The organism is Novosphingobium sp., assembly GCF_041905565.1.
Taxonomy (GTDB): domain Bacteria; phylum Pseudomonadota; class Alphaproteobacteria; order Sphingomonadales; family Sphingomonadaceae; genus Novosphingobium.
This window is the reverse complement of sequence record NZ_JAYRKX010000004.1, coordinates 133,975-146,794: the sequence shown is the minus strand read 5'-3', so window position 1 is coordinate 146,794 and position 12,820 is coordinate 133,975. Positions and strand designations below refer to the sequence as shown.

General features: G+C 68.5%; 11 protein-coding genes. 7 read left to right on the top strand and 4 right to left on the bottom strand.

Features of this window, described 5'->3' with window-relative positions; translation table 11 throughout:
* Nucleotides 1-26 precede the first annotated feature (26 nt).
* From ACE3N9_RS05080 to ACE3N9_RS05070, 3 genes are all read right to left on the bottom strand, one after another.
* On the bottom strand, nt 27-1,055 hold the full coding sequence (locus tag ACE3N9_RS05080; RefSeq protein ID WP_374281492.1) for a LacI family DNA-binding transcriptional regulator: 1,029 nt from the start codon (nt 1,053-1,055) through the stop codon (nt 27-29).
* A gap of 63 nt (nt 1,056-1,118) precedes the next feature.
* Entirely contained in the window at nt 1,119-2,027 is a 909-nt protein-coding gene (locus ACE3N9_RS05075; RefSeq protein ID WP_374281490.1) for an endonuclease/exonuclease/phosphatase family protein, read from the bottom strand.
* Nucleotides 2,024-3,280: a cation:proton antiporter gene (locus ACE3N9_RS05070; protein ID WP_374281488.1), complete on the bottom strand. Its 1,257-nt coding sequence runs from the start codon at nt 3,278-3,280 to the stop codon at nt 2,024-2,026. The genes ACE3N9_RS05075 and ACE3N9_RS05070 overlap by 4 nt, the downstream gene beginning before the upstream one ends.
* Nucleotides 3,281-3,450: 170 nt before the next feature.
* Here ACE3N9_RS05070 and zwf point away from each other — a divergent pair, with 170 nt between their 5' ends.
* From zwf to ACE3N9_RS05035, 7 genes are all read left to right on the top strand, one after another.
* Entirely contained in the window at nt 3,451-4,890 is a 1,440-nt protein-coding gene (zwf, locus tag ACE3N9_RS05065; RefSeq protein WP_374281486.1) for a glucose-6-phosphate dehydrogenase, read from the top strand.
* Between the two features lie 4 nt (nt 4,891-4,894).
* On the top strand, nt 4,895-6,709 hold the full coding sequence (edd, locus tag ACE3N9_RS05060; protein ID WP_374281484.1) for a phosphogluconate dehydratase: 1,815 nt from the start codon (nt 4,895-4,897) through the stop codon (nt 6,707-6,709).
* On the top strand, nt 6,706-7,683 hold the full coding sequence (gene glk / locus ACE3N9_RS05055) for a glucokinase (RefSeq protein ID WP_374281482.1): 978 nt from the start codon (nt 6,706-6,708) through the stop codon (nt 7,681-7,683). Before edd ends, glk begins: the two co-directional genes overlap by 4 nt.
* Nucleotides 7,680-8,294 carry a bifunctional 4-hydroxy-2-oxoglutarate aldolase/2-dehydro-3-deoxy-phosphogluconate aldolase gene (gene eda, locus ACE3N9_RS05050; protein ID WP_374281480.1) on the top strand — a complete coding sequence of 205 codons (615 nt, stop codon included), beginning with the start codon at nt 7,680-7,682 and terminating at the stop codon, nt 8,292-8,294. Before glk ends, eda begins: the two co-directional genes overlap by 4 nt.
* A gap of 136 nt (nt 8,295-8,430) precedes the next feature.
* Complete coding sequence (locus ACE3N9_RS05045) at nt 8,431-9,387, top strand: helix-turn-helix domain-containing protein (RefSeq protein ID WP_374281478.1); 957 nt, start codon at nt 8,431-8,433, stop codon at nt 9,385-9,387.
* Between the two features lie 135 nt (nt 9,388-9,522).
* Nucleotides 9,523-11,046 (top strand): aldehyde dehydrogenase, encoded by a 1,524-nt coding sequence (adh, locus tag ACE3N9_RS05040; RefSeq protein ID WP_374281476.1) that lies wholly within the window; start codon nt 9,523-9,525, stop codon nt 11,044-11,046.
* A 168-nt stretch (nt 11,047-11,214) separates the two neighbouring features.
* Entirely contained in the window at nt 11,215-11,892 is a 678-nt protein-coding gene (locus ACE3N9_RS05035) for a TorF family putative porin (RefSeq protein ID WP_374281475.1), read from the top strand.
* A 39-nt stretch (nt 11,893-11,931) separates the two neighbouring features.
* Here the strand turns inward: ACE3N9_RS05035 and ACE3N9_RS05030 are convergent, their stop codons facing one another.
* The gene (locus tag ACE3N9_RS05030) at nt 11,932-12,780 is read right to left on the bottom strand and encodes a TauD/TfdA dioxygenase family protein (protein WP_374281473.1); all 849 of its coding nucleotides are present in this window, start codon (nt 12,778-12,780) and stop codon (nt 11,932-11,934) included.
* Between the last annotated feature and the right edge of the window lie 40 nt (nt 12,781-12,820).

Genomic DNA, 12,820 nt, shown 5'->3' with positions numbered 1-12,820 from the left:
AATTACCGTGGTGGATGCCGCTGCGCCTAGCTGGACTGGCTGGATTCCCGCACCACCAGCCGGTGTTCCAGCACTTCGCGCCCACCCCCGGCAGGCTGCCCGCCGACCAGTTCGGCGAGGCGTTCCACCGCCCGCGCGCCCATTGCGCGCAGCGGCTGGTGGATGGTGGTCAGCGGAGGCCAGACGATTTCCGACACCGGCGTATCGTCGAACCCGGTGATCGCGATGTCCTGCGGGATGCGCAGGCCCAGCTTGTGCGCCGCCAGCAGCGCGCCGGCGGCCATATCGTCGTTGGCGCAGACCAGTGCAGTGATCGGTTCGGCCCGGTCCAGCAGGCGCTGGGCGCATTCAAGTCCCGAACGGAAAGTGAAATTGCCGCGTTCCCGGGCAATGGCTTCGTCCGGGATGCCGGCTTCGGCCAGGGCGGCGGCAAAGCCGTCGAAGCGGGTTTCGGCCGAAAGGTGCCCGGACAAACCCTTGATGAACCCGAAGGCGCGGTGCCCCTGGCCCAGCAGGTGGCGGCCGATGTCGTAACCGGCCTGGCGATCGTCGATCCCCAAGGTGGCGACCACGGCTTCGCTGGCGGGCCCCGCGGCAATCGCGGCGACGCGGCAGCCCATCGCCTCCAGCGCGCGCAGCAGCTCTATGTCATCGGCGAAGGGCGGGGTCAGGATGATCCCGTCGCACTGGTCGTCGCTGGCATTGGCGATGATTTCGGCGGCCGCGCCGGGATCGTTCTGGTTGACCACGTGGGTGACCAGCTGCGCCCCGATCCGGGCCGAAGCGCGCGTCGCCCCCAGTTCCAGCGCGGAACCGAAATAGGAATTGGGTTCGCTGTCGAAGTCCGAGGCATGGACCAGCGCCAGCCGCAGCGCCTTGCGCCCGGCCAGGTGCCGCGCCTGCAGGTTGACCCGGTAGCCCAGCATCTGCACCGCGCGCATCACCTTGTCGCGCACTTCCTCGCGCACGTTGGGCTGGTGGTTGAGCACCCGCGAGACCGTGGTGCGCGCCACCCCGGCCAACGCGGCAACATCATCGATGGTGGGTTTGCTCAATGCCCGACAAGCCTGCCTGCAAGGACGCCCCCGCGTCCGACCAGGCCCTTGTTGCAACCAATGTCAGAATTGGCAAGCCGGGAGCGCTTCCTTGCCGGTTCGGCCCGTCATGCGGGAAGCGCTGCCAGCGCGCAGCGCCAGGTCGGCGATGACCGGGAAATGATCCGACGCGACCCGGCCGTCGAACTGTTCGGCCAGGGCGTGATAGCGCACCACCGGCAGGTCCGGGCTGGCCAGGATGTGATCGATCGTCTCGCCCGCCCTGGGCAGCGGATCGAACCCGTTGAACGTGATCGTGGTACCCGCCGCCCGCGCTCCGGCGGCCTGGCGGGCATCGCGCAGCGGGCCCAGCAGGTGGCGCAGCGAAGCTTCGTCCAGCGCGGCGTTGAAATCGCCCAGCAGCACAACCCGCTCACCCGCGGCGCGATTGGTGGCGATCCATGCGGCCAGTTGCCGCGCGCTTTCCAGCCGGGCCTGCACGCCGACATGGTCCCAATGGGTGTTGATCGCCAGCAGCCGCGCGCCATCCGCCCGGCGCTGCACCCGCGCCCAGCTGGCGATCCGGCGATAGGCCGCATCCCAGCCCAGCGATGGCACCTGCGGCGTCAGTGACAACCAGAACGTGCCGCTGGCGCGCACCTTGAACTGGCGGCGGTCGATGAACAGTGGCGCGGCTTCGCCCTGCCCTGCCCCGTCGCGCCCTTCGCCGATGCGGACATGGCCGGGCAAGGCCGCTTCGAGATCGCGCAGCTGCCCGGGCAGCACTTCCTGCAGGCCCAGGATCGCCGGTTGCAGCAGGTCCAGCTGCGACACCAGCAATGGCCGCCGCCGGTCCCAGCGATTGTCGCCGTCCGCCGGGGTATCCAGCCGCACATTGTAGCTCATCACCCGCAGCGGCGCGGGGCAAGCGGCAGCCAGCGCCGAAGCTGGGGTCAGGACGAGCAGCAGCGTCAGCAGCGCGCGCGCGATCACGGCGCGAGCCGCCCATCGGCGCGCGCATGGCGGCCATAGAAGGCTTCGAACAGTGGCGACGCCATCAGCGTGGTGACAATCGCCATGACCACCAGGATTGCGAACAGCCCCGGTTCAATCACCCCGCGCTGCAAGCCGATGTTGATGATGATCAGTTCCATCAGCCCGCGCGCGTTCATCAGAGCGCCGATCCCCATGGCGGTGGCATGATCGTGCCCCGAAAGCCGCGCGGCCAGATAGCAGGCCCCGCCCTTGGCCAGGATTGAAGCCGCCAGGATCGCCAGCGCAGCGGCGGCGAGCGACAGGTTATCGACCACCGCCAGCTGGGTGTTGAGGCCAGAGAAGGTGAAGAACATCGGCAGCAGGAACACCGTGGTGAAGGGTTCAAGCTTGGCCCGCACTTCCTCGGCAAAGGGGCCGCGCGGCATGGCCGTGCCCAGCAGGAAGCCGCCGAACACCGCGTGGATGCCGACCGCGTCCATCGCGAAGGCTGATAGCAGGAACAGCACCAGCACCGCGCCCAGCAGGCTCATGTCGACCTCGCCTTTGCGCGCGTGCAACGCCGCGAGCGGGGCCAGCAAGCGCGGAGCGATCACCACCATCACAAAGGCGAAGGCAAGGCCCCCGCCCACCGCCAGCCAGGCGAGGTGCGCGCCCCCGCCCAGGCTGGCCAGCACCACCGCCACCACGATCCAGGCCCCCGCATCGCCAATCGCCCCTGACGAGAGCGACAGCGTGCCGAGCTGGGTATGGGCAATACCGCGTTCGTGGATGATCCGGGCCAGCATCGGAAAGGCGGTGATCGCGATCGCCGCGCCCAGGAACATCGCGGCCTGCGCGGTCCCGACGCGCGGGGCGAACAGCCCGTCGATCCCCAGCAGCCAAGGCGCCATCAGCGCCGCCACAGCAAAGGGCGCGGCCATCGAACCGAACGCCACCGCCGCTGCCGATCCAGCGCTGGCGCGGAATTCGGCCTTGTCAAAGGTCAGCCCGACCAGGAACATGTACAGCCCCACGCCCAGTTGCGCGCCGACGTAAAGCACCTTCTTGGATTCGGCCGGGAACAGCGCGGCTTCCAGTCCCGGGGCGATCAGCCCGAGGATCGAGGGGCCAAGCAGCACCCCGGCGATCATCTCGCCCACCACTTGCGGCTGGCCTAGGAAACGCTGCACGAAAGCGCCGACCAGGCGGCACACGGCGATGATCACCGCCAGTTGCAGGAAGAACAGGATGCTGAGCTGGCTGGCGGTCATGGCGCGGCGGTCTACCCGCAAAGGTGGGGCGGCGAAAGGCGCTGCGCATGACAGGGCCATGCGCAGACGTATGCAGGGCCTCTGCATTGGTTTGCGCTGGTCTGGCGCGCCCTGTCCGCCGCTGCTACCCCACCGCCCATTCCGCGAGAGGATGACAAGGGTAACCGTTGATGAGCTTTACCGCCGACCGACTGCTGCTGTTCGGCGCCACGGGCGACCTGGCGCAGCGCATGCTGCTGCCCTCGCTCTGCGCTCTCAGCGCGGACAAGCTGATCGCGCCCGGCCTGCGCATCGTCGGCACCGCGCGGCAGGAGCTGGACGACCAGGGCTATCGCAACTTCGCCCGTGCAGCGCTCGAAAAGTTCATGCCGGCGGACCGGCGCGGCGGCATGGCCGAATTCCTCAACCGGCTGCATTACCAGCCGCTCGACGCCAATCAGGCGGATCAGTTCCAGGCCCTGTCGGACAAGGTCGGGCCGATCGAGCAGGGCCTGTCGATCTTCCTGTCGACCGCGCCCAGCCTGTTCGAGCCGACCATCGCCGGGCTGGTCGCGGGCGGGCTGACCGGGGACAAGGTGCGGATCGGGCTGGAAAAGCCGCTGGGCACCGACCTTGCGACCAGCTGCGAGATCAACGACGCCGTTGCCCGCGCCTTCAGCGAAGACCGGACCTTCCGGATCGACCATTATCTGGGCAAGGAAACGGTCCAGAACCTGCTGGCGCTGCGCTTTGCCAACATCATGTTCGAACCGCTGTGGAATGCGGCGCATATCGATCACGTCCAGATCACCGTGGCGGAAACGGTCGGGCTGGAAAGCCGCGCGGGCTATTACGACGGCGCGGGCGCGCTGCGCGACATGGTGCAGAACCACATGCTGCAACTGCTGGCGCTGGTCGGGATGGAGCCGCCCGCCAACTATGACGCCACCGCGATCCGCGACGAAAAGGTCAAGGTCCTGCGCGCGCTGCGGCTGGTCCACCCGGACGAGACCGTAACCGGCCAGTACCGCAAGGGCGCGATCGATGGCCAGCCAGTGGCAGGCTATGACGACGAGCTGGGGCGCGACAGCGACACCGAAACCTTCGTCGCGATCAAGGCGCATATCGACAACTGGCGGTGGAAGGGCGTGCCGTTCTACCTGCGCACCGGCAAGCGCCTGCCCCAGCGCAAGACCGAGATCGTGGTCCAGTTCCGCCCGGTTCCGCACTCGATCTTCGCCGGGCGCGGCGCGCGGACCGAACCGAACCGGCTGGTCATCGCCGTCCAGCCCGAAGAAAACATCACCCTGTCGCTGATGGCCAAGGTGCCCGGGCTGGACCGCGAGGGCATTCGCCTGCGTTCGGTCCCGCTCGACATCGCCATGGCCGATGCCTTTGCCGGGCCGACCAAGCGGATCGCCTACGAACGCCTGCTGCTCGACCTGATCGAAGGCGACCAGACCCTGTTCGTCCGCCGCGACGAGGTGGAAGCGCAGTGGGACTGGATCGACGCGATCCGCACCAGCTGGGCCGTCCACGGCCTGCGCCCCAAGACCTACACCGCCGGCAGCTGGGGGCCATCGGCCGCCATTGCCCTGACCGAACGCGACGGCGTGACCTGGCACGAGTGAGACCATGACCAAGCTGCATCCCATCGTCGAGCGCGTCACCGCGCGGATCATCGACAAGTCGCAAGACAGCCGCCGCCGCTATCTCGAGCTGATGGACCGCGAGGCCGAACGATTTCCCGGCCGCGGCGCGCTGTCTTGCTCGAACCTGGCGCACGGCTTTGCCGCCGCGCTGGAGGACAAGCCCGCCATCGCCAGCGGGCGCGGGCCCAACCTGGCAATCGTGACCGCCTACAACGACATGCTGTCGGCCCATCAGCCCTATGTCCGCTATCCCGAGGCGATGAAGCTGTATGCCCGCGAAGTCGGCGCCACCGCGCAGGTCGCGGGCGGGGTTCCGGCGATGTGCGACGGGGTGACCCAGGGCCAGGACGGGATGGAACTGTCGCTGTTCAGCCGCGATGCCATCGCCATGGGCACCGCCGTGGCGATGAGCCACGCGATGTTTGATGGCATGGCGCTGCTGGGCATCTGCGACAAGATCGTTCCCGGGCTGGTGATCGGCGCGCTGCGCTTTGGCCACCTGCCCGCCGTGTTCGTGCCGAGCGGGCCGATGCCGTCGGGCCTGGCCAACAAGGACAAGCAGAAGGTCCGCCAGCTTTACGCCGAGGGCAAGGCCAGCCGCGCCGACCTGCTCGCCAGCGAGAGCGCCAGCTACCATTCGCCAGGCACCTGCACCTTTTACGGCACCGCCAATTCCAACCAGATGATGATGGAAATGATGGGCCTGCACGTGCCGGGTTCGGCCTTCGTGCCGCCGAGCACCCCGCTGCGTTCCGCCCTGACGCGCGCGGCGGTGCACCGCCTGGCCCGGATCGGGCGCGAGAGCGAGGATTACCGGCCGATGGGCCGCGTGGTCGATGAAAAGGCGATCGTCAACGCCTGCGTCGGGCTCCTCGCCACGGGCGGATCAACCAATCATGCGATCCACCTGCCGGCCATGGCCCGCGCCGCCGGGATCAAGCTGGATTGGCAGGATCTCGATGAACTGAGCGCCGTGGTGCCGCTGATCGCGCGGGTCTATCCCAATGGCGCGGGCGATGTGAACCACTTCCACGCCGCGGGCGGGATGGGCTTCGTGGTGCGGGAACTGCTGGATGCGGGCCTCGCGCACGCGGACGTACTGACCGTGGCTGCAGGCGGGATGCGCGCCTATGCCGAGGAACCCGTGCTGGATGGCGACGCACTGGCCTGGCGCCCGGCCCCGGCGCAAAGCGGCGATGATGCCATGCTGCGCCCGGTCGCCCAGGCGTTCCAGCCCGATGGCGGCATGCGGTTGGTCAAGGGCAACCTCGGGCGCGGGACGTTCAAGACCAGCGCGGTCGATGCCCAGCGCTGGACGATCGAGGCCCCGGCCCGCGTGTTCGACAACCAGGAAGCGGTCCAGGCCGCATTCAAGGCGGGCGAGCTTGACCGCGATGTGGTGGTGGTAGTCCGCTTCCAGGGCCCGCGCGCCAACGGCATGCCCGAACTGCACAAGCTGACCCCGCCGCTGGGCGTGCTGCAGGACAAGGGCTTCAAGGTGGCGCTGGTCACCGATGGGCGCATGTCGGGCGCATCGGGCAAGGTCCCCGCCGCGATCCACGTCACGCCCGAGGCACTGTCCGGCGGCCCCCTGGCCATGATCCAGGACGGTGACGTGGTGCGGCTGTGCGGCCATGCCGGCACGCTCGAAGTGCTGGCCGACCTGTCCGCCCGCAGCGCCGCCCCGCCGCCCCCGGCGGACATGGGCACAGGGCGCGAACTGTTCGCCGTGCTGCGCCGTCACGCCGACAGCGCGGAACTCGGCGGATCGGCCATGCTGGGGGAGGCCGGACTGTGAGCACCGAGATCGTCACCGTCGACATCGGCGGCACCCACGCGCGCTTTGCCCTGGCAACCATCGCTGCCGATGGCGGCATCGTGCTGGGCGAACCGGCCACGCTGCACACCAGCGATCACGCCAGCTTCCAGACCGCCTGGGAACATTTTGCCCGCCAGCGCGGCGGCTCGCTGCCGCCCAACGTGGCCATCGCGGTGGCCGGCCCGGTCGGGGGCGAAGTGATCCGCTTTACCAACAACCCGTGGATCATCCGCCCGGCGCTGATCCCGGAAAAGCTGGGGGCCAGCCGCTATACCCTGGTCAACGATTTTGGCGCGGTCGGCCATGCCGTGGCCCGCGCCGGGGCAGAGCATTTCGTCCACCTGACCGGCCCCGAGGTTGACCTGCCAAGCAGCGGCACGCTGTCGATCGTCGGTCCCGGCACTGGTCTTGGCGTGGCGCACGTGTGGCTGGGCGGGGCAGGCCAGTACCGCGTGCAGGCGACCGAAGGCGGGCACATCGACTTTGCCCCGCTCGACAGTATCGAGGATGCGATCCTCGCCCGGCTGCGCCAGCGCTATCGCCGGGTCTCGGTCGAACGAGTGGTGTCCGGCCCCGGCATTGTCGACATATACGAAGCGCTCGCCGCGCTCGAAGGGCGGGCGATCCAACCTCTTGACGACCGCACCCTGTGGCAGCGCGGCGTGAGCGGCGAGGACAGCCTGGCCGCCGCCGCGGTCGACCGGTTCTGCCTCTCGCTCGGCTCGGTCGCGGGGGACATTGCCCTGGCGCAGGGCGCGAGCGGCGTGGTCATCGCCGGCGGCCTGGGGCTCAGGATCAAGGACACCTTGCTGCAATCGGGCTTTTCCAGCCGGTTTCGCGCCAAGGGGCGCTTCGAAGGGCTGATGGCCGCGCTGCCGGTCAAGCTGATCACCCATCCCCAGCCGGGCCTGTTCGGGGCCGCGGCGGCATTTGCTTCGGAACACCTTGCATGAACCGCATCGAAGACCTGATGAACCTGGCCCCCGTGATCCCCGTGCTGGTGATCGACGAAGTGGCCCACGCCCGCCCGATTGCCGAAGCGCTGGTGCGCGGCGGCCTGCCGGTGCTGGAAGTGACCCTGCGCACCGCCAGCGCGCTCGACGTGATCCGCGAGATGAAGCAGGTCCCCGGCGCGATTGTCGGCGCGGGCACGGTGCTCAACGAACACGCGCTGGACGATGCGCTGACCGCCGGCAGTGAATTCATCGTCTCGCCAGGGCTGACCGAAAGTCTGGCCAAGGCGGCCATCGCAGCCAAGGTTCCGTTCCTGCCCGGCATCGCCACCAGCAGCGACATCATGCGCGGGCTCGACCTGGGGCTGGACCGCTTCAAGTTCTTCCCGGCCGAAGCAAACGGCGGCATCCCCGCGCTGAAGGCAATTGCCGCGCCGTTCGGCATGGCCAGGTTCTGCCCCACCGGCGGAATCACCGCCGCGACCGCGCCCGACTGGCTGGCGCTTGATGCGGTGCTGTGCTGCGGCGGATCGTGGCTGGTGCCCAAGGGCGCACCCGACGTGGCAGCGATCGAGGCGGCAGCGCGGGCGGCGGCGGCCCTGCCCCGCTGACCTGTCTCGAAATCGAGACAGTCCGGCGCGGGCCGCCCGCACGGCGGCTTGCGCCGGATCAAGGAAAGGCGCAGCCTGTTACGCGATAGGGCATAAGGCGACCGGCGCAATCCGGCGCGGGTGAGAGGACCCAGCCATGGCGGACAGCAAGCACAGCGACCACGTGTTGCGCACGGTCCATTCGGGCAGCGCGGCCGCGCAATCCTCGCTCGCCGCCTCGTGGTGCCGTTCGGCGCTGCACCACGGGCTTGATCCGGCGATGGAACGCCGGGGCGACCGGATCGAGGCCGCACGCCTGTCCAGCCTGCGCGAAGCGAATGGCGAATTGCTCGCCGCCGCTGTGCCGGTACTCGACAATCTGTTCGGCTCGGTCGGGCGGACCGGGTGCTGCGTGATCCTGTCCGATCTGGACGGAGTGGTGCTCGAAGCGCGCAGCGGCGCGGGCGACACGGCCCTGTTCAACGCCATCGGGCTGACCCCGGGCGCGGAATGGAGCGAGGCGGCCGAAGGCACCAACGGCATCGGCACCTGCCTGGTCGAGGCACGCGCCGTCACCGTGCTGCGCCACGAACACTTCGCCAGCCGCAACATCGGCGTATCGTGCATGGATGCACCGGTGTTCGACCCCGAAGGCCAGCTCGTCGCCGCGCTCGATGTGTCGAGCGCGCGGGCCGACCATGGCGAGGCGATGGCGACGATGATTTCCGCGCTGGTGCAGGATGCGGCGCGGCAGATCGAGCGCGATTTCTTCTGCCGCCGCTTTGCCGAGGCGCGGATCGTCTATGCGCCCGAAGCGCCGGGACGCGGCACCGCGCTGCTGGCCGTGGACCGCGACGATCTGGTGATCGGCGCGACCCGCGCCGCGCGCCGCCAGTTCCGGCTTGATGCCGCCGCGCTGGGCAATCCCCGCCCGCTGGCCGACGTGCTGGGCACGGGCGAGCGCGGCACGTTCGAGGATAGCGAGCGCGCGGTGCTGCGCCAGGCGCTGGCCCGCTCGAACGGCAATGTCGCCGCCGCCGCGCGCCTGCTCGGCATTGGCCGCGCCACCATGTACCGCCGCATGGAGCGCGCCGGCATGGGCGGGATGCATTGACGGCAAGGCTGTCTCGCACGCGATACACCTGACCGCTGCGGACCATCTCGCCCCCCTATCTATCCAGCCCCGGCACCGGCACCCCACAATCAAGTCCGGCCATTCCGACCGGACCGATTCGAGAGGATGGATGCCATGAACGTGCTGACCGCGGACGCTGCCGCTGGGCTCGTTGCGCCCTTCGCCAAGCGCTATGACAATTTCATCGGCGGCAAGTGGACCGCCCCCGTCAATGGTCGCTATTTCGACAACGTCAGCCCGATCACCGGCAAGCCAGTGTGCGAAGTGGCGCGCAGCGACGCAGCCGACATCGAGCTGGCGCTGGATGCCGCCCATGCCGCCAAGGACGCCTGGGGCCGCATGGCACCAGCCGAACGCGCGCTAATCCTGCACCGCATCGCCGACGTGATGGAGCAAAACCTGAACCTGCTCGCCACCGCCGAGACCTGGGACAACGGCAAGCCGATCCGCGAAACGCTGGCCGCCGACATTCCGCTGGCGATCGACCACTTCCGCTATTTCGCGGGCTGTGTCCGCGCGCAGGAAGGCTCGATCAGCGAGATCGACCATGACACCATCGGCTATCACTTCCACGAACCGCTGGGCGTGGTCGGGCAGATCATCCCGTGGAACTTCCCGATCCTGATGGCCGCATGGAAGCTGGCCCCGGCGCTGGCCGCGGGCAACTGCGTGGTGCTGAAGCCGGCGGAGCAGACCCCGGCCTCGATCATGGTGCTGATGGGCCTGATCGCCGATCTGCTGCCGCCGGGCACGCTCAACGTGGTCAACGGCTTTGGCCTCGAAGCCGGCAAGCCGCTCGCCAGTTCGAAGCGGATCGCCAAGATCGCCTTCACCGGCGAAACCGGCACCGGGCGGCTGATCGCCGGCTATGCCAGCGAAAACCTGATCCCGGTCACGCTGGAACTGGGCGGCAAGAGCCCGAACATCTTCTTTGCCGACGTCTGCGCGGCGGACGACGACTTCTTCGACAAGGCGGTCGAAGGCTTCGTGATGTTCGCGCTCAACCAGGGCGAGGTCTGCACCTGCCCCAGCCGCGCGCTGATCCAGGAATCGATCTATGACCGCTTCATGGAACGCGCCCTGCAGCGCGTCGCGGCGATCAGGCAGGGCAGCCCGCTCGACATCGAAACGATGATCGGCGCGCAGGCCAGCCAGGAGCAGCAGGACAAGATCCTGCAATACCTGCAGATCGGCCGCGACGAAGGCGCCGAAGTGCTGATCGGCGGCGCGGCGGCGCAGTTGGAGGGCGACCTTTCGGGCGGATTCTACGTCCAGCCCACCGTGTTCAAAGGCCACAACAGGATGCGGATCTTCCAGGAGGAGATCTTCGGCCCGGTCGTTTCCACCACCACTTTCAAGGACGCGGACGAGGCGCTGGCAATCGCCAACGATACCATGTTCGGCCTGGGGGCGGGCGTATGGAGCCGCGATGCGAACACCTGCTACCGCTTTGGCCGGGCGATCCAGGCCGGGCGGGTGTGGACCAACTGCTACCACGCCTATCCCGCCCACGCGGCGTTCGGCGGCTACAAGCAGAGCGGGATCGGCCGTGAAACCCACAAGATGATGCTCGAACACTACCAGCAGACCAAGAACATGCTGGTGAGCTACAGCCCCAAGAAGCTGGGCTTCTTCTAACGCGCGGTCGGGTCGCGCACCCGGTCCGGCGGGCGGACCGCACCTCTCCATCAGGCTGCCCGCCGGACCACCCCTGTTCCTGAACCATGGGGCCGCTGCGCCCGCCTTTGCCGGACATCGTCCGGCTGAGCGGGCGGAGCTATGCCCGCCAAGCACGAAGGACCTGCCATGAACACCAAGACCCTGCTGGCCGCCCTGGCCGCCAGCGCCCTGACCTGCCCCGCCGCCGCCCAGGCCGAGGACGTGCAGCTTTCCGCCAGCCTGACCGGTGCCACCGACTATGTCTGGCGCGGCGTCAGCCAGTCGAACAGCGATCCGGCGGTCTTCGCCGCGGTCAACGTCAACGCCGGCGGCTTCTATGCCGGGGCGGGCACGGAAAACGTCGATTTTGCCGGCGTGAAGCAGGAATGGGACCTGTGGGCCGGTTATGCCTTCGACCTTGGCAAGAACGCCAAGCTGGACCTTGGCGTGGTCCGCTATGGCTATGTCGATGCGCCTGCCGACATCGACACGCTGGAAGTGAAGGCGGGCCTGTCCGGCACGGTCGGCAAGCTGGGCCTGGGCGTGAGCGCCTATCACACCTGGGACTATTTCGGCAGCGGCGAGCACGCCACCTATGTCGAAGCCAGCGCCTCGGCCCCGCTGACCGACAAGCTCAGCGCTTCAGCCGCCTTCGGCCACCAGCAGATCGACAATCTTCCCGATTACAACACCTGGAACGCCGGACTGACCTATGAAGTGCTGAAGGGTGCGAAGGTCGACGTGCGCTATCACGACACCGATACCAATGCCTTCGGCAAGCTGGGAGAAGCCCGGCTGGTCGGTTCGTTCACTGTCGGCTTCTGACCCGGCAGCAGAGCGGGGCAGGCAACTGCCCCGCTCCGCTCAACCCGGCTGCGATCCCTCCAATGCCGGCCCGATCACCGATATGCGTTCGGCGTAGCGGGCATTGGGGAAGTAGTCCCACACCGCGTGGTGCTGGGTCGCGACGTTGTCCCAGATCACCAGCGTATGGTCCTCCCACCGCACCCGGCACTGCGCGGTCAGCGTGCTCTCGATGTGCTGGAACAGCATTTCGAGCACATGGCGATTCTCGACATGACCCAGCCCGAACAGCCTGGTGGTGAAGCCCCGGTTGACCCACAGCAGCGGCCTGCCGGTGACCGGGTGCCTGACCACCACCTTGTGCCGGGTTCGGCTGAACTGCTGCCCCGCCTCGGGCTCGATCCCGTAGATCTGGCGATAGGGATAGGCGCCGTCGTGCAGCGCGGTGAGCTGTTCGGCGAGCGCGCGGATCGGCGGGGACAGCCGCTCCAGGCATTCGTACATGCTGGCATAGACCGTATCGCCGCCCCCGCCCGCCGGGGCCTGGTGCATGTACAGCAGGCTGGCGGCGATCGGCGCGGGATCGCACGATACGTCGGTGTGCCAGCCCTCGCCCGCGGTCATCTTCGATTCCGCCGTGGTGCGCACCGGATAGACTTCTGGATCGTCGCCGCCGCGCGCCTTGTTGAGCGCGTGGGCATGCAGCACCCCGGTGCCGAACAGCCGGGCCACCCGCTTGTGCGCCTCGCGGTCAAGCTGCTGCCCCCGGATCACCAGCACCAGCCGCTCGGCCAGCCGCGCGCGCAGCTGATCCGCCAGCGCATCATCGATGTGATTGAGGTCGATCCCGGTCACTTCGCTGCCGATCACCGGGCCAAGCTGGGTCTCGTTCCAGTTTGCTAGGGTCATGTCACTCTCCCGCCATGGGCGTCCGCTCTGCGCCGCCCCG

What these genes read in the sequence shown, in the direction of transcription:
- ACE3N9_RS05070 (WP_374281488.1), bottom strand. Translation starts at nt 3,280, where the DNA reads ATGACCGCCAGCCAGCTCAGCATCCTGTTCTTCCTGCAACTGGCGGTG.
- zwf (WP_374281486.1), top strand. Translation starts at nt 3,451, where the DNA reads ATGAGCTTTACCGCCGACCGACTGCTGCTGTTCGGCGCCACGGGCGAC.
- edd (WP_374281484.1), top strand. Translation starts at nt 4,895, where the DNA reads ATGACCAAGCTGCATCCCATCGTCGAGCGCGTCACCGCGCGGATCATC.
- eda (WP_374281480.1), top strand. Translation starts at nt 7,680, where the DNA reads ATGAACCGCATCGAAGACCTGATGAACCTGGCCCCCGTGATCCCCGTG.
- ACE3N9_RS05045 (WP_374281478.1), top strand. Translation starts at nt 8,431, where the DNA reads ATGGCGGACAGCAAGCACAGCGACCACGTGTTGCGCACGGTCCATTCG.
- adh (WP_374281476.1), top strand. Translation starts at nt 9,523, where the DNA reads ATGAACGTGCTGACCGCGGACGCTGCCGCTGGGCTCGTTGCGCCCTTC.
- ACE3N9_RS05035 (WP_374281475.1), top strand. Translation starts at nt 11,215, where the DNA reads ATGAACACCAAGACCCTGCTGGCCGCCCTGGCCGCCAGCGCCCTGACC.
- ACE3N9_RS05030 (WP_374281473.1), bottom strand. Translation starts at nt 12,780, where the DNA reads ATGACCCTAGCAAACTGGAACGAGACCCAGCTTGGCCCGGTGATCGGC.